The sequence below is a fragment of the Paraburkholderia fungorum genome (genome assembly GCF_046027605.1).
Lineage (GTDB): Bacteria > Pseudomonadota > Gammaproteobacteria > Burkholderiales > Burkholderiaceae > Paraburkholderia > Paraburkholderia fungorum_F.
Genome location: NZ_JAQQEF010000008.1, coordinates 205219 through 229704 on the forward strand (window position 1 = coordinate 205219; position 24486 = coordinate 229704).

The window sequence follows — 24486 nt, forward strand, 5'->3', positions numbered from 1 at the left end:
GCGATAATGGCTGTTTGCGCACACGCGCAGACGGCCATTTTCTTTTGGGCGCGAAATCGTTTGTCAGACATGCGCCGTTTAACTCGCGTCGTCGAGTTCGCGTCGCTAACTTTGCCGGGGCTGCCGTTGCAGCGGCTGCCGAATTCGCCGATTTTTGCGCGATCTGTTCGTTTTTCGCGCCAGCTTCCAGGATCTCACGATGCGCGTTTTTAATTTCTCCGCCGGCCCAGCGGCCATGCCCGAAGAAGTGCTGCGTCTGGCGGCCGACGAGATGCTCGATTGGCACGGCAGCGGCATGAGCGTGATGGAAATGAGCCATCGTGGCAAAGAATTCATGTCGATCCACGAGGAAGCGCTCGTCGATCTGCGCGAGTTGCTCGCGGTGCCCGCCAGCCATCGCATCCTGTTTCTGCAAGGCGGCGGCCTGGGTGAAAACGCGATCGTGCCGATGAATCTGATGGGCGCGAAGCCGCGCGCGGATTTCGTCGTGACGGGTTCGTGGTCGCAGAAGTCGCTGAAAGAGGCGCAAAAGTACGGCGCCGTGCATCTGGCGGCGAGCGGCCAGACGGCTGAGGGCTTCACGCGCGCGCCGGCGCGCTCGGAATGGCAACTGTCAGACGACCCGGCTTACGTGCATTTGTGCACGAACGAAACGATCCACGGCGTCGAGACGTTCGAGATTCCCGATCTCGGCGAGATTCCGCTGGTGGCTGACGCGTCGTCGCACATCCTGTCGCGCCCCATGGACATCGCCAAATATGGCGTACTGTTTGGCGGCGCGCAGAAGAACATCGGCATGGCGGGCGTAACGGTCGTGATCGTGCGCGAAGACATGCTGGATCGCGCGCAGGCAATCTGCCCGTCGGCGTTCGAATGGAAAACCGTTGCCGAGAACAATTCGATGTACAACACGCCGCCCACCTACGCGATTTACGTCGCAGGGCTGGTGTTCAAGTGGTTGAAGAAGCAGGGCGGCCTTGCCGCGATGGAAGCGCGTAATCTCGAAAAATCGAAGCTCCTGTACGACGCGATCGATTCGAGCAGTTTCTATCTGAACAAGGTCGAGCGTGGCTCGCGCTCGCGGATGAACGTACCGTTTTTCCTCGCCGACGAGTCGCGCAACGATGATTTCCTGGCCGGCGCGAAAGCGCGGGGAATGGTGCAGCTAAAGGGCCACAAGTCCGTCGGCGGCATGCGGGCGTCGATTTATAACGCCGTCCCGCTCGAAGGCGTCAAAGCGCTTGTCGAATACATGAAGGAATTCGAACAGCGCAGCGCCTGATCGTCTCCGACATTCAGGTGCGCGCATCCTTTCCAGCACGCATTTGTGCAGCAGCTACCGGCAGGGCCGTTTTCACGCATGGACGACGAACTCAATACCCGACTCAAACCCCTTCGCGAACGTATCGACGCGCTCGACGCGCAGTTGATCGCGCTCCTCAATCAGCGCGCCGCGGTGGCGCTCGAAGTGGGCGAGGTGAAAAAGCATTTCAACGCGCCGGTGTTCCGCCCCGAGCGCGAGCAGCAGGTGATCGCGCGCCTGCAGGACATGAGCGACGGGCCGCTGGCCAGCGAGCACATCAGCGCGATCTGGCGCGAGATCATGGCCGCGAGCCGCGCGCTCGAGAAGACCATCAAGGCCGCGTATCTCGGTCCGGTCGGCACCTATAGCGAACAGGCGATGCACGAATACTTCGGTCAGTCGATCGAAGGTCTGCCGTGTCCGTCGATCGACGAAGTGTTTCGTTCGGTCGAAGCGGGCGCCGCCGAATTCGGCGTCGTACCAGTCGAAAATTCGACCGAAGGCGCGGTGTCGCGCACGCTGGATCTGTTGCTGCAAACTCAGCTCACAATCGGTGGCGAACTGGCCTTGCCGATTCACCATAACCTGTTGACGCTGAACGGCGGCCTCACCGGCGTGACGCGCGTGTGCGCGCACGCGCAGGCGCTGGCCCAGTGCCAGCGCTGGCTCGCAACCAATGCGCCGCACCTCGAGCGCCAGGCGGTGTCGAGCAATGCCGAAGCCGCGCGCATGGCGGCGGAAGATCCAACTGTCGCAGCCATCGCCGGCGATCGCGCCGCGACGCATTACGGTCTGCAGGTTGCCTACGCCCTGATCCAGGACGATCCGCACAACCGCACGCGTTTCGTGATGATCGGCAAGGAGCGCACCGGCATTAGCGGACATGACCAGACCTCGCTGATCGTGTCGGTGGCGAACGAGCCGGGCGCCGTGTTCAAGTTGCTGGAGCCTTTGGCGCGTCATAGTGTATCCATGACCCGTTTCGAGTCGCGCCCAGCGCGCGTCGGCACGTGGGAGTATTACTTCTATATCGACGTCGAAGGCCATCGCGACGAGCCGGCGGTCGCCGCCGCGCTCACCGAACTTGGCGAGAAGGCCGCGTTCCTGAAGATACTCGGTTCGTATCCGCGCGCCCGCTAATGTCTGTCGAGGCGCGCTCACGTCACCCGGGCGCGCCTGCCACATCTGCATTTACTACTAATTAGTCGTTCGGAGATTTTCATGACAACGTCTTTCGGTCCTTCCTATGTGCGCGCGATTGCGCCTTACATCGCCGGCAAGCCGATTTCGGAAGTGGCCCGCGAGTTTGGCCTCGACGAAGCGACCATCGTGAAGCTCGCGTCGAACGAAAATCCGCTTGGCATGCCGGAATCGGCACAACGTGCGATCGCGCAGGCGGCCAGCGAACTCGGCCGCTATCCGGACGCGAATGCATTCGAACTGAAGGCAGCGCTGAGCGAGCGCTACGGCGTACCGGCCGACTGGATCACGCTCGGCAACGGCAGCAATGACATTCTCGAAATCGCGGCGCACGCGTTCGTCGAGAAGGGGCAGTCGATCGTCTACGCGCAATATTCATTCGCAGTGTACGCGCTCGCCACGCAAGGCCTGGGTGCGCGTGCGATCGTCGTGCCGGCTGTCAAGTATGGCCACGATCTCGACGGCATGCTCGCCGCGATCACTGACGACACCCGTCTGATCTTCGTCGCGAACCCGAACAATCCGACCGGCACGTTCATCGAAGGCGAGAAGCTCGAAGCGTTTCTCGACAAGGTGCCGCGTCACGTCGCCGTCGTGCTCGACGAGGCGTACACGGAATATCTGCCGGAAGAAAAGCGCTACGATTCGATCGCGTGGGTGCGCCGTTATCCGAATCTGCTGGTGTCGCGCACGTTCTCGAAGGCGTTTGGCCTCGCCGGCTTGCGCGTGGGCTTCGCGATTGCGCAGCCGGAGTTGACCGATTTGCTGAACCGTCTGCGTCAGCCATTCAACGTGAATACGCTGGCGCAAGCCGCGGCGATCGCAGCGCTGAACGACAAGGTGTTTCTGGAAAAAAGCGCGGCCTTGAACGCGCAGGGCTATCGCTTCTTGACCGCGGCGTTCGACAAGCTCGGCCTCGAATATGTGCCGTCGGACGGCAATTTCGTGCTGGTGCGCGTCGGCAACGACGACGCAGCCGGCAACCGCGTCAATCTGGAACTGCTGAAGCAGGGCGTGATCGTGCGCCCGGTCGGCAACTACGGTTTGCCGCAATGGCTGCGCATCACGATCGGCCTGCCAGAAGAAAACGCGGCGTTCATCGCAGCGCTCGAAAAGACGCTCGCCACCGCGTAAGCGGTCGACCTTGACCCGCGTGCCTCGCTTGATGGAAGGCGCGCTTATTCTGTGACCGACGTGGCCGCGTTCTCTTTTAACAAGCTGGTGATTTTCGGTGTCGGCCTGATCGGCGGCTCGCTCGCGCGCGCGCTGCGCGAGCGGGGCGAGACGGCTGGCGCGCGCGCGGTGATTGGCGTTGGGCGTTCGTCCGCGTCGACGGTGCGTGCGTTGGAGTTGGGCGTGATCGACGGCGCCGCGGCGTTGAATGACGACGTCGCATTGCGCGATGCGCTCGCCGGCGCCGACTTCGTGCTGCTTGCCGCGCCCGTCGCGCAGACACAGCCGTTGCTCGAGCGCATTGCGCCGTTTCTTGATGCAGACACGATCCTTACCGATGCTGGCAGCACCAAGTCCGACGTGGTCGCTTCGGCACGCGCGGCGCTCGGTGCGCGCATCGGCCAGTTCGTTCCGGGCCATCCGATTGCCGGCCGTGAGGCGAGCGGCCCGGATGCCGCGTTGGCCGATCTGTACGTGAACCGCAACGTCGTGTTGTGTCCGCTGCCGGAGAACGCGCCGGAAGCGGTCGAGCGCGTGGCCGCGATGTGGCGCGCTACTGGCGCGTGTGTGCGGGACATGACGCCCGAGCAGCATGACCGCGTGCTCGCGTCGGTCAGCCATTTGCCGCACGTTTTGTCTTTCGCGCTGGTCGAGCAGATTCTCACTTCGCCCGACGCCGCGCTGAAATTCTCATTCGCCGCCGGCGGCTTCCGTGACTTCACGCGGATCGCCGCGTCGAGCCCGGAAATGTGGCGCGACGTGTGTGTGGCCAATCGCGTTGCGCTGCTCGATGAACTGGATGCCTACACGGCGGTGCTCGCGCGCTTGCGCGCCGCGATCGACGCCGGAGACGGTGCCGCGCTCGAAGCCGTGTTCGCGCGCTCGCGCGTCGCGCGCAGCGAATGGCAGGAACAGCGCACTGCCGGGGCCACCCTCGGCGACGCTTCGAAATAACCGGAATTGGACTCAATCATGGAATTCCTCGATCTCGGACCCTTTTCTCGTGCGTCCGGCACGGTCCGTTTGCCCGGTTCGAAAAGCATTTCGAATCGTGTGCTGCTGCTCGCCGCGCTCGCTGAAGGCGAAACGACGATCACAAACCTGCTCGACTCCGACGACACCCGCGTGATGCTCGCCGCGCTCGAAAAGCTCGGCGTGCGCTTGACCCGCGAAGGCGACACCTGTGTCGTGACCGGCACGCGCGGCGCGTTCACGGCGCGTACCGCCGATCTGTTCCTTGGCAACGCAGGCACGGCGGTGCGTCCGCTGACGGCGGCGCTCGCGGTGAATGGCGGCGACTATCGTATCCACGGCGTGCCACGCATGCACGAGCGGCCGATCGGCGATCTGGTCGACGGCTTGCGGCAGATCGGCGCGAAGATTGACTACGAAGAGAATGAAGGCTATCCGCCGCTGCGGATTCGCCCGGCGCGGATTCTGGCCGACGCACCGATCCGGGTGCGTGGCGACGTGTCGAGCCAGTTCCTGACTTCGCTGCTCATGACGCTGCCACTGTTGCGCACGGAAAGCGGTGTGACGACCGTGCAGGTCGACGGCGAGTTGATCTCGAAGCCGTACGTCGAGATCACGATCAAGCTGATGGAGCGCTTCGGCATCAAGGTCGAGCGCCATGAATGGCACCGCTTCATCGTGCCGGCCGGGCAGCGCTATCAGTCGCCGGGCACGATCATGGTGGAGGGCGATGCATCGTCGGCGTCGTATTTCCTCGCGGCCGGCGCGCTCGGCGGCGGTCCGCTGAAAGTGGAGGGCGTCGGCCGGTCCAGCATCCAGGGCGACGTCGGCTTTGCAGACGCACTGATCAAGATGGGCGCGAACCTGCAAATGGGCGATGACTGGATCGAGGTGCGCGGCGTCGGCAACGACAACGGCAAGCTCGATCCGATCGACATGGACTTCAACCTGATTCCCGACGCGGCGATGACGATCGCCGTCGCCGCGCTGTTCGCGGACGGCACGACCACGCTGCGCAACATCGCCAGCTGGCGTGTGAAAGAAACCGACCGGATCGCCGCCATGGCAACCGAACTGCGTAAGGTCGGCGCCAAGGTGGAGGAGGGCGAAGATTACCTCGTCGTCACGCCGCCCGAAAAGCTGATTCCAAACGCCGCGATCGACACCTACGACGATCACCGTATGGCGATGTGCTTCTCGCTCGTGAGTCTGGGCGGCGTGCCGATCCGGATCAACGATCCGAAGTGCGTCGGCAAGACATTCCCTGATTATTTCGAGCGCTTCACTGCGCTGGCTCAACCCTGATTCGCCCCCGAATCGACTGACGTGCGACTTTTTCGATGAAACCGATCCGTCCCTTTCACCAGACGCCCGTCATTACAATCGACGGCCCCAGCGCCTCCGGCAAAGGCACGGTGGCCGCGCTGGTGGCTGCGAGCCTCGGCTTCCACTTGCTGGATAGCGGCGCACTTTACCGGTTGGCCGCGCTGGCCAGCATGCGCTATAACATTGGGGCGGACGACGTCGACGCCCTCGTCAAACTGATCGACGATCTGCACATCACCTTTCGCGAGGGGCTGGCGCAACTCGACGGCGCTGACGTGTCCGCCGACATTCGCGCGGAGGAAGTAGGCAGCCGCGCTTCGGCGATAGCCGTGCACGCGCCGGTGCGGACCGCGCTGGTGGCCCGTCAGCGGGCTTTCCGTAAGGAACCGGGGCTGGTCGCCGACGGTCGGGACATGGGCACGGTGATCTTCCAGGATGCCATGCTGAAAGTGTTCATGACCGCCAGCGTCGAGGCCCGCGCGGCGCGCCGGCATAAGCAATTGATCCAAAAAGGATTTTCTGCTAATATAGTTGACTTGCTCCGGGATTTGCGTGAGCGCGACGAGCGTGACAGTCAGCGCGCGGCCGCGCCGCTCAAGCCCGCAGCGGATGCAAAGCTGCTGGATACCTCCGCATTGTCCGTCGACCAGGCGGTCGAGCAGGTGGTGCAGTGGTATGAAGCATGGGTCCCGCATGTTTGATAACTGCTTATGGCTGTATGAGCAGTGGGCGCAGTAGAAGTACCGTTGTCAGTAGGTGCTCCGCGTGTGTCGTGGAGCGTGTATCAACCCCTTAACCCCGCGTGGCATTCGCATTCTGCCGAAGTTGCTGACCGTCCCGGCCAGCCGGGCACCGCGAGCACCATGCAAAATTTGATTTTTATGTCCGACCTGCAAACTTCCAACCCGAATACCGAATCTTTTGCGGCTCTGTTCGAAGAGTCGCTGACCAAGCAAGACATGCGCGCTGGCGAGGTGATCTCCGCCGAAGTCGTGCGTGTTGACCACAATTTCGTGGTCGTCAACGCTGGTCTCAAGTCCGAAGCCTACATCCCGCTCGAAGAGTTCCTGAACGACGCGGGCGAGGTAGAAGTGCAGGCGGGCGACTTCGTTTCCGTCGCGATCGACGCGCTGGAAAACGGCTATGGCGACACGATCCTGTCGCGCGACAAGGCGAAGCGTCTGGCTTCGTGGCTGTCGTTGGAAAAGGCTCTCGACAACAACGAACTCGTGACCGGCACGATCACGGGTAAGGTCAAGGGCGGCATGACCGTCATGGTCAACGGCATCCGCGCGTTCCTGCCGGGTTCGCTGGTTGACACGCGTCCGGTCAAGGACACGACCCCGTACGAAGGCAAGACGCTGGAATTCCGCGTCATCAAGCTCGACCGCAAGCGTAACAACGTCGTGTTGTCGCGCCGTGCCGTGATCGAAGCGACCCAAGGCGAAGAGCGCGCAAAGCTGCTCGAAACGCTGAAGGAAGGCGCGATCGTGGAAGGCGTGGTGAAGAACATCACCGATTACGGCGCGTTCGTGGACCTCGGCGGTATCGACGGCCTGCTGCACATCACCGACATCGCATGGCGTCGTGTGCGTCACCCGAGCGAAGTGCTGTCGGTTGGCCAGGAAGTCACCGCGAAGATCCTCAAGTTCGATCAAGAGAAGAACCGCGTTTCGCTGGGTATCAAGCAACTGGGCGACGATCCGTGGGAAGGCATTTCCCGCCGTTACCCGTCGGGCACGCGCCTGTTCGGTAAGGTCACCAACATCACCGACTACGGCGCATTCGTCGAAGTCGAATCGGGTATCGAAGGCCTGGTTCACGTGTCGGAAATGGACTGGACGAACAAGAACGTTGCACCGTCGAAGGTTGTTCAGCTGGGCGACGAAGTCGAAGTCATGGTTCTGGAAATCGACGAAGACCGCCGCCGTATCAGCCTCGGCATGAAGCAGTGCAAGCCGAACCCGTGGGACGACTTCAGCCGCAACTTCAAGAAGGGCGACAAGCTGCAAGGCGCAATCAAGTCGATCACTGACTTCGGCGTCTTCATCGGTCTGCCGGGCGGCATCGACGGTCTGGTTCACCTGTCGGACCTGTCGTGGAGCGAAACGGGCGAAGAAGCAGTTCGCAAGTACAAGAAGGGCGACGAAGTGGAAGCGATCGTTCTCGGCATCGACGTCGAGAAGGAACGCATTTCGCTGGGCATCAAGCAGCTCGAAGGCGACCCGTTCAGCAACTTCGTTGCAATGAACGACAAGGGTTCGATCGTCGACGGCGTGGTCAAGACGGTGGACGCGAAGGGTGCAGTGGTTCAGCTGTCGGCGGAAGTCGAAGGCTACCTGCGCGCTTCGGAAATCGCACAAGACCGCGTGGAAGATGCTCGCAACGTGCTGAAGGAAGGCGACAAGGTCAACGCGATGATCATCAACATCGATCGCAAGTCGCGTGGTATCAACCTGTCGGTCAAGGCCAAGGATTCGGCTGAGCAACAGGAAGCGATCCGCGGCCTGGCTTCGTCGGATTCGAACTCGGCTGCTACCGGCACGACGAACCTCGGCGCGCTGTTGAAGGCCAAGCTCGACGGCCAGAACCAGTAAGCCTTGAGTTTTCTTGAGAGGTCTGCTGCAGTATGACCAAATCGGAATTGGTCGCCCAGCTGGCTACGCGATTTCCGCAGCTTGTACTTAAAGATGCGGATTTCGCGGTGAAGACGATGCTTGATGCGATGTCGGAGGCACTTGCCAACGGTCATCGCATTGAGATTCGCGGCTTCGGCAGCTTCGGCCTTAATCGTCGTCCCTCCCGCGTCGGGCGTAATCCGAAATCGGGCGAGAAGGTGCTGGTACCTGAGAAGTATGTGCCGCACTTCAAGCCGGGCAAGGAATTGCGCGAACGGGTAGATCGACGCTCGGGCGAGCCGCTGAAGGCCGATGAGCCGGATGACGACGACCTGTAAATGCTTCGCTGCGAGCGAGCAGCGTGGCATTGGTAGCGTCAGCGGCCAAGGCCAGACGGCAAAAGACCAGAAAAAGCGCCTTCGGGCGCTTTTTTTTGTCCGTAGTTTTCATCCGTCGTTTTCGTTCGTCGCTGTTGTCAGCTGTGTTTTTCACCGGTAGCTTTGACGAGGCGGCCCCTGTACGCATACAGCCTATCCGCAAAATCCAGCACCCCAGCACAGGCGACCACCCGCGGGGGGGCAACCTCGCGCAAGTCCTCAATCAGCCAGTTCCTGCCCAGCCGCGAGGGCTTCAATTACAATACGGGTCACTTCGGCGCGGGCAACACCGTGGCGCGACGCGTCATCAAGCCGGCGTCACCCCGCAACTGCCGTCAAGAGACCTATTCATGAAATTTATCGTCTGGCTGATCCGTGTGCTGGTGTTCGTGCTCCTGCTGGTGCTCGCACTCTCCAATACACAACCTGCTACGTTGAATTTCCTCGCCGGCTACGCGTGGTCGGCGCCATTGATCCTGATCGGGCTCGCGTTCTTCGTGGTGGGGTTGCTGGCCGGGCTGGTGTCGTCAGTGCCGGCCATGGTGCGCCTGCGCATGGAAAATGGCCGGCTCAAACGCGAGTTGCGTGTGGCGCGTGAGGCCCCCGTGGTGGTCGAACAACCGCCCATGCCGCCGCTGATCTAAGTTGTCTTCTGCCGCGCTTCCGAGGCGCGGCTTTCCGTTTCCGCTGTCCCGCACATTTGCATTAATCGCATGGATCTAGACTTCTGGTGGCTGCTTGTCATACCCGTCGCGTTTGCGTTCGGCTGGATGGCCGCGCGCTACGACCTCAAGACGCTGCTGTCCGAAAGCGCCAACCTGCCGCGTTCATACTTTCGCGGCCTGAATTTCCTGCTCAACGAGCAGCCCGACCAGGCGATCGACGCGTTTATCGAAGTCGTCAAGCTCGACCCGGAAACGATCGAGTTGCACTTTGCGTTGGGGAATCTGTTCCGCCGCCGCGGCGAGACCGACCGTGCGATTCGCGTGCATCAGAACCTGTTGAGCCGTACCGATCTACCCGTCACCGAGCGCGATCACGCGCTGTATGAACTGGGCCAGGACTTCCTGAAGGCCGGTTTGCTCGATCGCGCCGAAGAGACCTTCCGCTCGCTCGAGACGGGTAATTACGCGCTGGGCGCGCAGCGTGCGCTACTGACCATCTACCAGATCGAGAAAGACTGGGTTAAGTCGATCGACATCGCGCGCCACCTGGAAACCATGGGTGCCGAGTCGCTCGACAAGGAGATCGCGCAGTTCCATTGCGAACTCGCCCAGGAAGCGCTTCAGCAGAAAAACGCGGACGAGGCGCGCCGTCAGCTAGGTTTTGCCTTGAAGGCGAACCCGACCAACGTACGCGCCACGATTCTGTTCGGCGACGTCGATGCAACGGCGGGTTCGCAAGAGGCGGCGATCGTCCAGTGGCGGCGCGTCGAGGAACAGAATGCCGCCTATCTGCCGCTCGTCGCCGAAAAGCTGATGAAGGCCTATGAGGCGCTCGGTCGTCCTCAGGATGGCGCCGATCTGCTCACTACGTGGGTGGACCGCTATCCGTCGAACGATCTGCTCGACGTCACCTATCAGCACATTGCGGCAATCCGCGGGCCCGACGCCGCTCATGCGCTGGCGCGCTCGCAGATGCAGAAGTCGCCGAATCTGGCGGGCATGACGCGTCTTCTCGAGGCTCAGGAAGCGGTCGCGGAAGAGCCGCGGCGCAGCGAGCTTGAATTGATGCGTACGTTGATCCGTCAGCGCACCAAAAACTTGCCGCGGTATACGTGCCAGAATTGCGGTTTCAGGGCGCGGCTGTTCTATTGGCAGTGCCCGGGTTGCAGCGGTTGGGAAACCTATGCGCCGCGTCGCGTCGAACCGATCACGGCGTCGAACTGAGCGCGCATGCAATCGTGTAGTCGAGCCGCAAAGACGGCGGCCCGCCAGGCGAAGTAGGCCAGGCGGGATCATGACGGCCTTGTTCACTACGAGAAACCCTCACCGGAAACTTCCACCGGAAAGCGTATGAAAATCTCCATTATCGGCACGGGCTACGTTGGCCTCGTCACCGGCGCGTGTCTCGCCGAAATCGGCCATGACGTCTTCTGTCTCGACGTCGATCCGCGCAAGATCGAAATCCTTAACAACGGCGGCGTGCCGATCCACGAACCGGGTTTGCTGGAGATGATCGCCCGTACGCGCAAGGCTCGCCGCATTACGTTTTCGACGGATATCAAAGCGAGCGTGGCGCACGGCGAGGTGCAGTTCATCGCGGTCGGGACCCCACCCGACGAAGACGGTTCAGCCGATCTGCAATACGTGCTCGAAGCAGCGCGCAACATCGGCCGCACGATGAACGGCTTCAAGGTGATCGTCGACAAATCGACGGTGCCGGTCGGCACGGCGCAGCGCGTGCGCGCCGTGGTCGAAGAGGAGCTGGCCAAACGCGGGCTCGCCAATAGCGAGCAGCACCGCTTCTCGGTGGTCTCCAACCCGGAGTTTCTGAAGGAAGGCGCGGCCGTCGACGACTTCATGCGCCCTGATCGCATTGTGCTCGGCAGCGACGAAGACGAAGCCGGCCTGCGTGCGCGCGAACTGATGAAGCGTTTGTACGCGCCGTTCAACCGCAATCACGAACGCACGATGTACATGGACGTGCGTTCGGCTGAATTCACGAAATATGCGGCCAATGCGATGCTTGCCACGCGCATCTCGTTCATGAACGAGATGTCGAATCTGGCGGACCGGGTCGGCGCGGATATCGAAGCGGTGCGTCGCGGTATCGGCTCGGACCCGCGGATCGGCTACCACTTTCTGTATGCGGGTTGCGGCTACGGCGGTTCGTGCTTCCCGAAGGACGTGCAGGCGCTGATCCGTACCGCCAGCGAGAGCGGGCACAATCTGCGCATCCTCGAAGCGGTCGAGGAAGTGAACTACAAGCAGAAAGACGTGCTGGTGCACAAGATCACGGCCAAACTCGGTGAAGATCTGAGCGGGCGCACGTTCGCCGTGTGGGGCCTCGCGTTCAAGCCGAATACCGACGACATGCGCGAGGCGCCGAGCCGCCGCGTGATCGCTGAACTGCTGGCGCGCGGCGCTCAGGTCCGCGCCTACGATCCGGTGGCGGTGGCCGAAGCGCGCCGCGTGTTCGCCATCGATCTGTACGATGCACCGGATCAACTCGCGCGTCTGCATTTCACCAGCACCCAGGACGAAACGCTCACCGGTGCCGACGCGCTGGTGGTCGTCACCGAATGGAAAGAGTTCAAGAGCCCGGATTTCGAGCACTTGAAATCGGTGCTGAAGTCACCGCTGATTTTCGATGGCCGCAATCTGTACGAGCCGGACGCGATGATCGAACTCGGTATCGACTATCACTCGATCGGACGACCCTATGCCCAGCCCTCTGAATTTCCGGCCGATGTCTCCAGCAATGCCTGACGCAGCTCAGTCCATGCCTGCGGAGGCGCTTACCGTGGTGCCGCGCGAGCGCCTCGGCGCGGCGCGCGTACTGGTGGTCGGCGACGTGATGCTCGATCGCTACTGGTTCGGCGACGTGAACCGTATTTCGCCTGAAGCGCCCGTGCCGGTCGTACACGTGCAGCGTCAGGAAGACCGCCTCGGCGGTGCGGCGAACGTGGCGCGCAACGCCGTTGCGCTCGGCGCACAAGCGGGTTTGCTGTGCGTGGTCGGCCATGACGAGCCCGGCGAGCGCATCGTGCAATTGCTTGGCGAAAGCGGTGTCGTGCCGCATCTGGAGCGCGATCCGGATCTGCTCACGACCATCAAGCTGCGCGTGCTGTCGCGTCAGCAGCAGTTGCTGCGCGTCGACTTCGAAAACTCGCCGGCGCATGAAGTGCTGCTCGCGGGCCTCGCGCGGTTCGACGACCTGCTGCCATCGCACGACGTAATCCTGATGTCGGACTACGCGAAGGGCGGTCTCACGCACGTCACGCAGATGATCGCGAAGGCGCATGCGGCGGGCAAGCCAGTGCTGGTCGATCCGAAGGGCGACGACTGGGAGCGCTATCGCGGCGCCACGCTGATCACGCCGAATCGCGCCGAGTTGCGCGAGGTGGTCGGTCAGTGGAAATCCGAGGAAGATTTGATCGCGCGCGTTACCAGGTTGCGCGCCGATCTCAAGTTCAACGCGTTGCTGCTGACACGTTCGGAAGAGGGCATGACGCTCTTCTCCGACGACGGCATCCTGCACGCATCGGCCGTTGCACGCGAAGTGTATGATGTGTCGGGCGCGGGCGATACGGTGATCGCCACGCTCGCCGCCATGCTCGGCGCGGGTTTGACGCTGGTCGAGGCGGTCGGGCTCGCGAATCGGGCGGCCGGCATCGTGGTCGGCAAGCTCGGCACCGCCACCGTCACTTACGACGAACTCTTTCATTGATGCGTGCCGCCGGGTTCCCCGCCGTGCGCCCTTTTGTGACGCGAGGCAGCGGAATCCGCCGGAATTCTCCGCAAGCAGCGCGGCGTCAACTGAACATCATTAGCGCAGGATCATCATGACCCTCATCGTCACCGGCGCGGCCGGCTTTATTGGCAGCAATCTCGTGAAGGCGCTCAATGAGCGCGGTGAACAACGCATCATCGCGGTCGACAACCTCACGCGCGCGGACAAGTTCAAGAATCTCGTCGACTGCGAGATCGACGATTATCTCGACAAGACCGAATTCGTCGAACGCTTCAAGCGGGGCGACTTCGGCAAAGTGCGTGCGATTTTCCACGAAGGCGCCTGCTCGGACACGATGGAAACCGACGGCCGCTACATGATGGATAACAACTTCCGCTATAGCCGTGAAGTGCTGGATGTCTGTCTCGCGCAGAACATCCAGTTTCTGTATGCGTCCTCGGCGGCGACCTATGGCGGCTCGAGCCGCTTCGTCGAAGAGCGCGAAGTCGAGCAGCCGCTGAACGTGTACGGCTATTCGAAGTTCCTGTTCGACCAGGTGATTCGCCGCGTGCTGCCCACCGCGAAGAGTCAGATTGCCGGCTTCCGCTATTTCAACGTGTACGGGCCGCGCGAGACGCACAAGGCGCGCATGGCGTCGGTGGCGTTTCATAACTTCAATCAGTTCCGCGCCGAGGGCAAGGTCAAGCTGTTCGGCGAATACAACGGTTATGCCGCTGGCGAACAGACACGCGACTTCGTCTCCGTCGAAGACGTGGTGAAGGTCAACCTGTTCTTCTTCGACAATCCGGACAAGTCGGGCATCTTCAACCTGGGCAGCGGACGTGCGCAGCCGTTCAACGATATCGCGAGCACGGTGGTCAACACGCTGCGTGCGTTGAACAGCGAGCCGGCGTTGTCGCTCGCGGATCAGGTGCAACGCGGGTTGATCGAATACATTCCGTTCCCCGATGCATTGCGCGGCAAGTATCAATGCTTCACGCAAGCCGACCTGACGAAGCTGCGTGCAGCCGGTTATGACGCGCCGTTTTTGAGCGTGCAGGAAGGTGTGGATCGATACGTACGTTGGCTATTCGGCCAGGTGTAAATCTTTCGGATACCTCTTTAAACTGGAATCTCCCGGTTGGTGATGGTCGCCAACCGGTTGTACGAGGGAGATTCCATATGTTTCGAAAAATTCTGGTTACCGCGGCCATGCTCGCCGCTTTTGGCCACGCGTATGCGGCGGTCGACGTCAACACGGCTAACGAGGACGCGCTGCGCGGCATCAAGGGCATCGGTCCTGCCAAAGCGAAAGCCATTCTCGAAGAGCGTTCAGCGCATGGTCCGTTCAAGGACCCGGCCGATCTCGGCAAGCGCGTCAAAGGCATGGGCGGGCATACCGTCGAGCGCCTGCAGGCGGAGGGTCTCGCTGTCGGTCCGGCTGGCGCGGCTGCTAACACGCAGGCTGCGGCGTCTGCACAGTCCAAGGGCGCGGCCGCTGCGGGCAGTGGCGCCAATGCGGCCAATGCCCAAAAAAGCAACGCTACTGTGGCGGTGAAGAAATAGCCTGACGCGGGCCGTGCGCGCGAGGCCGGTCACTTTTGCGCGCACGGCCCGCCATCGTCGTTCCCCTTCATGGTCGGAGTGGTCAGAACACTCCTTCAGCTGTCATGCAGATGACTGGCTCCCGCGGTTCTCAGCCGCGGGCTTTTTGCGTGGTTTGCCGAGTGGCTTGTGCGTGGCTTGAGCGCTGCCCTTTGCACGGACTGATGCACGGCCTTCTCGATCTTTTTGCACGGCGACGGGTCGCCATGCGCGCTCGCCAGCCGGCGCCTGCATCCATGCGGCCAGAAGGGCCGCACGGCAGCCGCGCGCACGGTGGTTTAGAATCGATGGATTGAAGACTCCGCGCATCGACAGCACTCGACCCGATATGGCTTACAAAACAATTGAAGACACGATTGGCAATACGCCGCTCGTACAACTCGTCCGGCTCCCTGACGACGAGATCCGCAGCCGCAACAACGTGATTCTTGCAAAGCTCGAGGGCAACAATCCCGCGGGCTCGGTGAAGGACCGCCCGGCGCTGTCGATGATCAAGAAAGCGGAAGCACGCGGCCGTATCAAGCCGGGCGACACGCTGATCGAATCGACCAGCGGCAACACGGGTATCGCCCTGGCGATGGCCGCTGCGATCCGCGGCTACAAGATGGTGCTGATCATGCCGGAAGATCTCTCGGTGGAGCGCCGTCAGAGCATGGCCGCCTATGGCGCGCAGATCGTGCTGACGCCGGTCACGGGCGGTATGGAATACGCGCGCGATCTCGCTGAACAGATGCAGCGCGAAGGCAAGGGCATCATCCTCGATCAGTTCGCGAATCCGGACAATCCGGCCGCGCACATCGAAGGCACCGGCCCGGAAATCTGGCGCGACACGGAAGGGCGCATCACGCACTTCGTTTCGTCGATGGGCACGACCGGCACGATCATGGGTGTGTCCACTTATCTGAAGGAACAGAACCAGGCGATCGAGATCGTCGGCGCGCAGCCGGAAGAGGGGTCGCGCATTCCGGGCATCCGCAAATGGCCGGAAGCCTATCTGCCGAAGATTTTCGATCGCAGCCGCGTCGACCGCGTCGAGAATGTGAGTCAGGCCGCAGCGGAAGCGATGGTGCGGCGCATGGCCTCGGTCGAAGGGATCTTTGCCGGCATTTCGTCGGGCGGAGCCTGTGAGGTGGCGCTGCGTGTCGCGCGCCAGGTCGAGAACGCGACGATCGTGTTTATCGTCTGCGATCGGGGTGACCGGTATCTGTCGACGGGGGTGTTCCCGGCTTGATTGCGCTTCGGCGCATTGAGCGGCCCTCAAGCTGAGTTGGCCAAAAAAAAGCGCCGGTTTAACCGGCGCTTTTTTGTGTCGATCGCGACCCCGCTCTTGAAGCGTTCGCGGCCCGTTCGTGAAGCGCTAGCAACCCACTCGTGAAGCACTCGCGACCCGTTTGTCCAACCCGTTCGCGACGCAGCGAGCGTCCGGCCACCGCCCCTCAGTTCATTGCGAAGCCGCGTCCGGCACTGCCGCGTTGCTGCTGGCGTTCGCCACGTTGCTCGCTTCCATCTGCGCTTTGACCCGCTGGCCCAATTGATAAACGGCCAGTGCGTAGAAGAAACTGCGGTTATAGCGCGTCAGCACATAGAAGTTCTTCAAGCCCAGCATATATTCCGTACCGCGCCCCGGCGACGGCAGATCGACCACTGTCACCGGCGTCGAGGCCTCCGACGCGATATCGAGTCCCGGCTCGTTCAACAGCAGCCCCGCGCGCAACAATTGATTCAGCGGCCAATGCGGTTCCGGCTGACCGTCGGCGGCCGCTTGCGCGACGCCCAGGCTGCCGGCGTCCGTGCCGATCTTCCACACCACCGGCCGGCCGTTTTCCCAACCGTTCTGACGCAGATAATTCGCCACGCTGCCAATCGCATCCGCCTCGTTCGTGCGCAGATCGATCTGTTTGTTGCCGTCGTAGCTCACCGCGTATTGCACAATGCTGCTCGGCAGGAACTGCGGAATCCCGATCGCGCCGGTGTACGAGCCGAGCACGGTGGTCGGATCGATTTGCGAATCGCGCGTCCACACCAGATAGTCTTCGAGATTCTTGCGGAAGGTCGCCTGGCGATCCGCGCGATTGGCGGTATTCGGATAGTCGAAGCTGAGCGTGGTCAGCGCGTCGAGCACGCGGAAGTTGCCCATGAAGCGCCCGTAGATTGTCTCCACGCCGATAATGCCGACGATCACTTCCGGGGGCACGCCGAACTCTTCATAGGCGCGTTGCAGCGTGGCCTGGTTGGCGCGCCAGAAGCGTACGCCGGCATTGATGCGCACCTGGTCGAGAAAGCGCGACTGATAAACGCGCCAGTTCTTGATCGACGGTGAGGGCGACGGCGTGACAAGCTTGACCGCGGTGGCCGAATAGCTCACGCGAGCGAACAGCGCATGCAATGCGGCTTCGTCGAAGTCGTAGCGCGCGGACATGTCGCTGATGAACGCGTCGACGTTCGGATTGTTCGCGTAGCGCTGCGGGATGATCTCTTCCTCGAAGGTTTGCCCTTGCGGCACCGACGGTTGCGGCTGGCTTTGCGCGAGCAGCACGGGCGGTTTCTTCGCGGCGCTTTGCGCGATCGCCGGACTGGTTGCCATGAACATGCACGATGCGACGGACAGTGCGGTGGCCACGGTCTTCAGGTGTAGCCGGTTTCGTGCAGACAGAGCAAGCTTGACGGTCATAGTGAGCAGGGGGCGCAGTGCGAAAGAGACAGGGGGAAAACGGTTCGGGGCAGTATACCCGACGCTTTCTGCAAAACTGTGCCCAGCGCGTCACAGTCGCATCGTGTGGTAACTTGGCAAATGTTGGCGCGCCCAGTGAGCGCGCCCTTGGACGGAGACACGCCGCGCACGCCTCGAAGGTGCCGCGCTGCAAGAGGATCATGGCAACAGCCTTTTATTCCCACGCCGATTGTTTGCTGCACGATATGGGGCAATGGCATCCCGAATGCCCGGCGCGCCTGCAGGCAATCGAAGATCAATTGATCGCGAGCCGTATCGACTCGCTGATCGAGCGCGAGTCGCCGCCGCTCGCCGATGACGCCGCGCTGCTGCGCGTGCATACCCAAGCTCACGTCGATTACATCCGCAGCCGTTCGCCCGCGGAGGGGCTCGCCGAAATCGATCCCGACACGTCGATGAACCCATACAGCTTGCAGGCTGCGTTGCGCGCAGCCGGCGCCGCGGTGGCCGCAACTGACGCCGTGATCGAAGGCCGCTACGACAATGCGTTCTGCAGCGTGCGCCCGCCGGGCCACCACGCGGAGCCGGCGCGGGCCATGGGCTTCTGCTTCTTCAACAACGTCGCGATCGCCGCCCGTCATGCGCTGGAAGTGCACGGCCTGCAGCGCGTGGCGATCATCGACTTCGACGTCCATCACGGCAACGGCACCGAAGCGGCCTTTTCGGGCGACTCGCGTGTGCTGATGTGCAGCATCTTCCAGCATCCGTTCTATCCGTTCACCGGCGCCGACAATCAGGCGCCGAACATGTGCAACGTGCCGATGCCGGCGCGCTCGAAAGGCATGGCGGTGCGCGAGGCGGTCGACATGTTGTGGTTGCCGCGCCTGCACGATTTCAAGCCTGAGATGATCTTCATTTCGGCCGGCTTCGATGCGCATCGCGAGGACGATCTCGGCAACATGGGTCTTGTCGAAGACGATTACGCATGGATCACCGACCAGGTGCGCGAGATCGCGAAGCGTTATGCGCATGGGCGGATCGTCAGCTGTCTCGAAGGCGGGTACAACCTGTCGGCGCTCGGGCGCAGCGTGGTCGCGCACGTGCGCTCGCTGGCCGGAATCTGAGCTGCCGCGCGGCAGCCACTGCAAGTTCCGGGAACTGCGCGAACGTCGTGAGCTGCATCAACTCAACGAGGAATGAGCCATGAATGCCGAGGTGCACAGTGCTTCGCTGGTCGAAACCGAACACGACGCCTATGGCGTGCCGGGCGTCGTCCGCTTGACGATGAACCGGCCGGATGCCTTCAACGCGCTCTCCGAAGCCCTGCTGGACGAGTTGCAAGCGACGCTGACGGTGCTGGCACAGTCCAATGCGCGGGTGGTGGTGATCGCCGGCGCGGGCCGCGCGTTTTGCGCGGGACACGACCTGAAGGAGATGCGCGCGGCGCCGTCGCCGGCTTACTACCAGGCGTTGTTCGCGCGCTGCACGAAACTGATGCTGACGATCCAGCGCTTGCCGCAACCGGTGATCGCGCGGGTGCACGGCATCGCCACGGCCGCCGGCTGTCAGCTGGTCGCGATGTGCGATCTGGCGGTCGCCGCTGACACCGCGCGCTTTGCCGTCTCGGGCGTCAATCTGGGTCTTTTCTGCGCGACGCCTTCGGTGCCGCTGTCGCGCAATCTGTCGCGTAAAGCGGCGCTCGAAATGCTGCTCACTGGCGATTTCATCGACGCCGTGCAAGCGAAACACCAGGGCCTCGTGAATCGCGTGGTGCCGGCCGACGCGCTCGACGCCGAGGTCGCGCGGCTCGCGAAAAGCATCTGCGCGAAACCCGTCGAAGCGGTGAGTGCCGGCAAGGGCCTGTTCTATCGGCAGTTGGAAATGGGCATCGAAGCGGCGTATCAGCTGGCCGGCCAGACCATGGCCTGCAACATGATGGACGACTCGGCGCTCGAAGGCGTGCAGGCCTTCATCGACAAACGGCCGCCCGACTGGAAGCGCTAACCGGGCTGGGTCGTTGCCGTCCGGGCTCTCCCCCTCGCACGCACGCGTCCGGACGCCTCAGCTTCCAGATGCCGCCCGATGCCGAAACTCGAGGCGTCCGCGCGTCGACCCACTCGACCCGATTGTCTCTGTCGAAACGCCGTCCGGCGCTCAGGCTTTGGGCAGCCGTTTCCCGATCCAGTCGATCAGCGCGCCGATCACCCGATCCCGGTCGAGATCGTTCATCGTCTCGTGATAGCTGCCTTCGTGCAGGGTGAGCGTCTTGTCCGGCGAACCCGCATGCGCGCCGAAATCGCGGCTGCCTTCGGGCTCGGTGAGCTTGTCGGCGGTGCCGTGATACACCAGCAGCGGCACACGTAGTCCCGCACGGCCGCGCTCGATGCGTGCCATCGCCAGCAACAACTCCGCGCCCGTACGCGCCGGAATCGCGCCGTGATGAACCAGCGGATCGTTGCGGTTGGCGTTCACCACGGGCTGCAGACGCGACAGCAAGGCCGCGTCGATTTTCATCGCCGGGAAGGTCGGCCAGATGCGGCTGATCAGCTGGCTCACCTTGAGCATCCAGCGCGGCACATCGCGGCCCGGCGCGAGTGCGGGGCTTGACAGGATCAGACCGCTCAGCCGGCGCCCGCTCGCCTCGAGCCGCTCGATCGCATACAGCGCCGCAACCGCGCCGCCCATGCTGTGGCCCATCAGGAACAGCGGCGCGCAACGGGTCGCGGCTTCATCGAGCAAGGCCTGTGCATCCAGCAGATAGTCGTCGAAGCGCTTGACCCACACCCGTTTGCCCGGCGCATGCCCATGTCCGCGCAAATCGATCGCGACGAGTTCAATGCCGGCCGGGTTCAGCCGGTCCGCCAACGCCGTGTAACGCCCCGCGTGCTCCGCGAGCCCGTGCACCAGCGCGACCGTGGCGCGCAGTTGAGTGGTAGCGGGCCACCGATACAACGGCAGTTCGATGCCGTCGCTCGTCGTGACCGTCGAGCGCAGCGGGGCGCCGCCTTTGGGGGCGTTCGCAGAGGTGTTGGCAGAAGCGTCCGCAGCGGGACGCGGATTGCCGGGTCGAGTCGTTTCCATAGCTGCTGTTTGTCCTGAACGGGTCCTGATTCTGGTTCGGCCGATCATAGTCGCAGCAGGCACGCGCGCGCGAGCCTCTTGCGCCGGGCAGGCCTCTAATGCTCTGTGGTTATAAAAAGGTCGTAATTGATTATTAAAGGGAATGACGGCGCTGCGGTAGAATTGCGGCCTCAAATCCCAATAAAAGCCACGGCGGCCGTTTGGTCGGAGCGCACAACGCTCGTCGGCAAACGCCGCCGTTTCGTTTTTCCATGATCGAAATACGCAATATCTCTCAGCGGTTCGCCGGGCCCCGGGGCTGGGTCGAGGCGCTGCACAACGTCAACCTGTCGATTCCGGCGGGTGAAGTGTTCGGCATTATCGGCCGCAGCGGCGCGGGCAAAAGCACGCTCGTGCGCACCATCAACCTGCTGACGCGCCCGAGCGAAGGCAACATCGTTGTCAACGGCCGCGATCTGACGACGCTGCCCGCCGCGCAATTGCGCGAGGCGCGTCGTGAAATCGGCATGATCTTCCAGCACTTCAACCTGCTGTCGTCGCGCACGGTGTACGAGAACGTGGCGTTGCCGCTCGAACTCGCCGGTATGAAGCGCGACGAGATCGAGGCGAATGTGCTGCCGCTGCTCGAACTGGTCGGCCTGTCGGCGCAGAAGGACCGTTATCCGGCGCAGATCAGCGGCGGCCAGAAGCAGCGCGTCGGCATCGCGCGTGCGCTGGCGAGCAAGCCGAAAGTGCTGCTCTCCGACGAAGCGACTTCCGCGCTCGATCCCGAAACCACCCGCTCGATTCTCGATCTCCTCAAGCGCATCAATCGCGAACTGAACCTGACGATCGTGCTGATCACGCACCAGATGGACGTGATCAAGCAGGTCTGCGACCGCGTCGCGGTGCTGGATGCCGGCCGCGTGGTCGAAGAGGGCAAGGTCATCGATGTGTTCCTGCAACCGCATCATGAAGTGACGCGCGCGCTGATTGGCGACGTGATCGCGCAGGAACTGCCGCCCGCCATGAAGGCGCGCGTGGCTGAACGCCTGAAGACCGGCAGCGGCCATTTGCTGCGTCTGGCATTCACTGGTTCGGGTGTCGATCAGCCGATCCTGTCAGAAACGATTCGCCGCTACGAACTCGACTTCAACATCCTGCACGGCCAGATCGACGAGATCCAGGGGCAGGCGTTCGGCTCGCTCGCGGTGCTCGCGGGCGGCGAACCCACGAAGGTGGCACAGGCGCTGACGTATCTGCGCGAACAGGGCGTGGTGGTAGAGGAGCTGTCGTATGTTGAGTGAAATGTTCGATATGTTCGTCCAGTCGTTCTGGGAAACGCTCGTGATGGTGGGCATTTCCGGACTGGTCGGCGCGGCGGTCGGTCTGCCGCTCGGCGTGCTGCTGTATCTGACGGACCGTCAGGGCGTGCTGCAGAACATCGCCGTGAATCGTGTGATGGGCGTGATCGTCAATGCGGTGCGCTCCACGCCGTTCATCATCTTGCTGGTCGCGGTGATTCCGTTCACGCGTCTCGTGGTGGGTTCGTCGATCGGCACGGCTGCGGCCGTGGTGCCGTTGACGATTGCCGCGGCGCCGTTCATCGCGCGTCTGGTTGAGACGGCTTTGCGCGAAGTCGATCGTGGTCTGATCGAGGCCGCGCAGGCAATGGGCGCGACGACCAGCCAGATCGTCTTCAAGGTGCTGTTGCCGGAATCGCTGCCGGGCGTGGTCGCCGGCTTGACGATTACCTTTGTGTCGCTGGTCGGCTACTCGGCGATGGCCGGTGCGATCGGCGGCGGCGGACTCGGCGACCTGGGCATTCGTTACGGGTATCAGCGTTTTCTGCCGGAAGTGATGGTGACGGTCGTGGTGATCCTGATCCTCTTCGTGCAACTGGTGCAGTCGTTCGGGGATTGGCTCGTGCGTCGTTTGAGCCATAAATAAACAAAATAGATAGATTCGGAAAGGTCCATCATGCAACGTCGTTTCATTCTCAAGCTGGCCGCCACGCTCGGCGTCGCGTCTCTGTTCGCTGCCGCCACGGCGGCTCACGCTGAAGACTCGATCAAGGTCGGCGTCACCGGCGGCCCGCACGCGCAGATCATGGAGGTCGTGAAGACGGTCGCCGCGAAGAATGGTCTGAACATCAAGATCGTCGAGTTTTCGGATTACGTGCAGCCGAACGCAGCGCTCGCCGGCGGCGACCTGGACGCCAACAGCTACCAGCATGACCCGTACTTGCAGGCACAGGTGAAGGACCGCGGCTACAAGCTGATCCGCATCGCCGATACGGTCACGTACCCGATGGGCATCTACTCGAAGAAAGTGAAGACGCTGGCTGAATTGCAGCCGGGCGCGAAGATCGCGGTGCCGAACGATCCGACCAACGGTGGCCGGGCACTCCTGTTGCTGCAGAAGCAGGGTCTGCTGAAGCTGCGCGCGGATGCGGGCCTCAAGGCAACGCCGCTCGATATCGTCGACAACCCGAAGAAGCTCAAGATAGTCGAACTCGACGCCGCGCAAATTCCGCGTTCGTTAAACGACGTGGACGCCGCCGCGATCAACACCAACTTCGCGATGGAAGCCGGTTTGAAGCCCAAGCAGGACGCCATCGCGATCGAAGACCCGAAGGGACCGTACGTGAACATCATCGCCATCCGCGAAGCGGACAAGAACAAGCCGTGGGTGGCCAAGCTGGTCGCGGCGTATCATTCGCCGGAAGTGAAGCAGTTTGTCGAGAGCAAGTTCGGCGGGTCGGTGATAACCGCCTGGTGATTTGACGGCCGTTTTGTCGACCGTTTCACATAGCAATATGCGACGGCAATGCAAAATTAGAGTCGTAGGTCTTAACCCGGGGTTGTCGCCCGGGTTTTTTCGAGATTAAAATAGAACGACCGTTCGATATTGCCGTCACGCCGCTGAGGAGCGATATCCTCCTGCTAGAGCGCCCGCGACACGGCTGCCGCGAAAGTGCAGTCGTTATAATGTTCGTTGGGTTGACGTATTCGTAACTTTGGAGCGTGTGCATGAAAATCCTGGTGCCAGTCAAGAGAGTGGTCGACTACAACGTGAAAGTCCGGGTCAAGTCGGACGGCACGGGCGTCGACATCGCGAACGTGAAGATGTCGATGAATCCGTTCGACGAAATCGCGGTTGAAGAAGCGGTGCGTCTGCGTGAAGCAGGCGTGGCGACCGAAGTGATCGCCGTGTCGGCAGGCGTGACGCAAGCGCAGGAAACGCTGCGCACGGCGCTGGCGATTGGAGCGGATCGGGCGATCCTGATCGAGTCTTCTGAAGAGTTGCAGCCGCTGGCGGTCGCCAAGCTGTTGAAAGCGCTGGTCGACAAGGAACAGCCTGGGCTGGTCATCCTGGGCAAGCAGGCGATCGACGACGATTCGAACCAGACCGGCCAGATGCTGGCTGCGCTGGCCAATCTGCCGCAAGCAACGTTTGCGTCGAAGGTTGTCGTAGCAGACGGCAAGGCTACGGTTTCGCGCGAAGTGGACGGCGGTGCTGAAACGCTGTCTTTGAAGCTCCCCGCCGTGGTCACAACCGATCTGCGCCTGAACGAGCCGCGCTATGTCACGCTGCCGAACATCATGAAGGCGAAGAAGAAGCCGCTGGAAGTCGTCAAGCCGGAAGATCTCGGTGTCGACGTCACGCCGCGCCTGAAGACGCTAAAAGTCGTCGAGCCGCCGAAGCGTTCCGCCGGTGTGAAGGTGCCGGATGTGAAGACTCTGGTCGAGAAGCTGAAGACCGAAGCCAAGGTGCTTTAAGTAA

Annotated in this window: 23 protein-coding genes; 21 read left to right on the forward strand and 2 right to left on the reverse strand. The window is 62.3% G+C overall.

Annotated elements, in window-relative coordinates; all coding sequences use genetic code 11:
* Positions 1-199: 199 nt before the first annotated feature.
* The 15 genes from serC to cysM all read left to right on the forward strand — a co-directional run bounded on the left by serC (position 200) and on the right by cysM (position 16200).
* Positions 200-1282, forward strand: a complete 1083-nt coding sequence (serC, locus tag PQR53_RS15910) for a 3-phosphoserine/phosphohydroxythreonine transaminase (RefSeq protein ID WP_408455406.1) — start codon at positions 200-202, stop codon at positions 1280-1282.
* Between the two features lie 78 nt (positions 1283-1360).
* A complete protein-coding gene (gene pheA / locus PQR53_RS15915; protein ID WP_408455409.1) occupies positions 1361-2443 on the forward strand; it encodes a prephenate dehydratase in 1083 nt (360 codons plus the stop codon).
* An 81-nt stretch (positions 2444-2524) separates the two neighbouring features.
* Positions 2525-3637, forward strand: a complete 1113-nt coding sequence (gene hisC / locus PQR53_RS15920; protein WP_408455412.1) for a histidinol-phosphate transaminase — start codon at positions 2525-2527, stop codon at positions 3635-3637.
* Positions 3638-3688: 51 nt separating this feature from the next.
* A complete protein-coding gene (locus tag PQR53_RS15925) occupies positions 3689-4630 on the forward strand; it encodes a prephenate dehydrogenase (protein ID WP_408455415.1) in 942 nt (313 codons plus the stop codon).
* A gap of 18 nt (positions 4631-4648) precedes the next feature.
* On the forward strand, positions 4649-5953 hold the full coding sequence (gene aroA / locus PQR53_RS15930) for a 3-phosphoshikimate 1-carboxyvinyltransferase (RefSeq protein WP_408455418.1): 1305 nt from the start codon (positions 4649-4651) through the stop codon (positions 5951-5953).
* 35 nt (positions 5954-5988) lie between these two features.
* On the forward strand, positions 5989-6675 hold the full coding sequence (cmk, locus tag PQR53_RS15935) for a (d)CMP kinase (RefSeq protein ID WP_408455421.1): 687 nt from the start codon (positions 5989-5991) through the stop codon (positions 6673-6675).
* Between the two features lie 162 nt (positions 6676-6837).
* Positions 6838-8571 carry a 30S ribosomal protein S1 gene (gene rpsA, locus PQR53_RS15940; RefSeq protein ID WP_408455424.1) on the forward strand — a complete coding sequence of 578 codons (1734 nt, stop codon included), beginning with the start codon at positions 6838-6840 and terminating at the stop codon, positions 8569-8571.
* Positions 8572-8603: 32 nt separating this feature from the next.
* Positions 8604-8930: an integration host factor subunit beta gene (locus PQR53_RS15945; RefSeq protein WP_028200079.1), complete on the forward strand. Its 327-nt coding sequence runs from the start codon at positions 8604-8606 to the stop codon at positions 8928-8930.
* Between the two features lie 389 nt (positions 8931-9319).
* Positions 9320-9613, forward strand: a complete 294-nt coding sequence (locus PQR53_RS15950; RefSeq protein ID WP_179733568.1) for a LapA family protein — start codon at positions 9320-9322, stop codon at positions 9611-9613.
* A gap of 69 nt (positions 9614-9682) precedes the next feature.
* A complete protein-coding gene (gene lapB, locus PQR53_RS15955) occupies positions 9683-10858 on the forward strand; it encodes a lipopolysaccharide assembly protein LapB (protein ID WP_408455426.1) in 1176 nt (391 codons plus the stop codon).
* Between the two features lie 126 nt (positions 10859-10984).
* A complete protein-coding gene (locus PQR53_RS15960) occupies positions 10985-12400 on the forward strand; it encodes a UDP-glucose dehydrogenase family protein (RefSeq protein WP_408455428.1) in 1416 nt (471 codons plus the stop codon).
* Positions 12354-13361 (forward strand): D-glycero-beta-D-manno-heptose-7-phosphate kinase, encoded by a 1008-nt coding sequence (gene rfaE1 / locus PQR53_RS15965; RefSeq protein ID WP_408455431.1) that lies wholly within the window; start codon positions 12354-12356, stop codon positions 13359-13361. The genes PQR53_RS15960 and rfaE1 overlap by 47 nt, the downstream gene beginning before the upstream one ends.
* Before the next feature lie 115 nt (positions 13362-13476).
* Positions 13477-14469 carry an ADP-glyceromanno-heptose 6-epimerase gene (gene rfaD / locus PQR53_RS15970; protein ID WP_408455434.1) on the forward strand — a complete coding sequence of 331 codons (993 nt, stop codon included), beginning with the start codon at positions 13477-13479 and terminating at the stop codon, positions 14467-14469.
* Positions 14470-14546: 77 nt separating this feature from the next.
* Positions 14547-14930, forward strand: coding sequence for a ComEA family DNA-binding protein (locus PQR53_RS15975; RefSeq protein ID WP_408455436.1), 384 nt, complete (start codon positions 14547-14549; stop codon positions 14928-14930).
* 367 nt (positions 14931-15297) lie between these two features.
* Complete coding sequence (gene cysM, locus PQR53_RS15980) at positions 15298-16200, forward strand: cysteine synthase CysM (protein WP_408455438.1); 903 nt, start codon at positions 15298-15300, stop codon at positions 16198-16200.
* 210 nt (positions 16201-16410) lie between these two features.
* Here the strand turns inward: cysM and mltB are convergent, their stop codons facing one another.
* Positions 16411-17559 (reverse strand): lytic murein transglycosylase B, encoded by a 1149-nt coding sequence (gene mltB / locus PQR53_RS15985; RefSeq protein ID WP_408455440.1) that lies wholly within the window; start codon positions 17557-17559, stop codon positions 16411-16413.
* Positions 17560-17840: 281 nt separating this feature from the next.
* Here mltB and PQR53_RS15990 point away from each other — a divergent pair, with 281 nt between their 5' ends.
* Both PQR53_RS15990 and PQR53_RS15995 read left to right on the forward strand, forming a co-directional pair.
* Positions 17841-18764 (forward strand): histone deacetylase family protein, encoded by a 924-nt coding sequence (locus PQR53_RS15990; RefSeq protein ID WP_408455442.1) that lies wholly within the window; start codon positions 17841-17843, stop codon positions 18762-18764.
* A gap of 79 nt (positions 18765-18843) precedes the next feature.
* Positions 18844-19644: an enoyl-CoA hydratase gene (locus PQR53_RS15995; protein ID WP_408455444.1), complete on the forward strand. Its 801-nt coding sequence runs from the start codon at positions 18844-18846 to the stop codon at positions 19642-19644.
* A 150-nt stretch (positions 19645-19794) separates the two neighbouring features.
* On the opposite strand, the gene PQR53_RS16000 is transcribed toward PQR53_RS15995, so the two are convergent.
* Entirely contained in the window at positions 19795-20721 is a 927-nt protein-coding gene (locus PQR53_RS16000) for an alpha/beta hydrolase (RefSeq protein WP_408455447.1), read from the reverse strand.
* A 251-nt stretch (positions 20722-20972) separates the two neighbouring features.
* On the opposite strand from PQR53_RS16000, the gene PQR53_RS16005 reads away from it, so the two are divergent.
* From PQR53_RS16005 to PQR53_RS16020, 4 genes are all read left to right on the forward strand, one after another.
* The gene (locus PQR53_RS16005) at positions 20973-22007 is read left to right on the forward strand and encodes a methionine ABC transporter ATP-binding protein (protein WP_408267945.1); all 1035 of its coding nucleotides are present in this window, start codon (positions 20973-20975) and stop codon (positions 22005-22007) included.
* Complete coding sequence (locus tag PQR53_RS16010; RefSeq protein WP_408455449.1) at positions 21997-22650, forward strand: methionine ABC transporter permease; 654 nt, start codon at positions 21997-21999, stop codon at positions 22648-22650. The genes PQR53_RS16005 and PQR53_RS16010 overlap by 11 nt, the downstream gene beginning before the upstream one ends.
* Before the next feature lie 30 nt (positions 22651-22680).
* Positions 22681-23481, forward strand: coding sequence for a MetQ/NlpA family ABC transporter substrate-binding protein (locus PQR53_RS16015; RefSeq protein WP_408455451.1), 801 nt, complete (start codon positions 22681-22683; stop codon positions 23479-23481).
* 251 nt (positions 23482-23732) lie between these two features.
* On the forward strand, positions 23733-24482 hold the full coding sequence (locus tag PQR53_RS16020) for an electron transfer flavoprotein subunit beta/FixA family protein (RefSeq protein ID WP_408455453.1): 750 nt from the start codon (positions 23733-23735) through the stop codon (positions 24480-24482).
* Positions 24483-24486 lie beyond the last annotated feature (4 nt).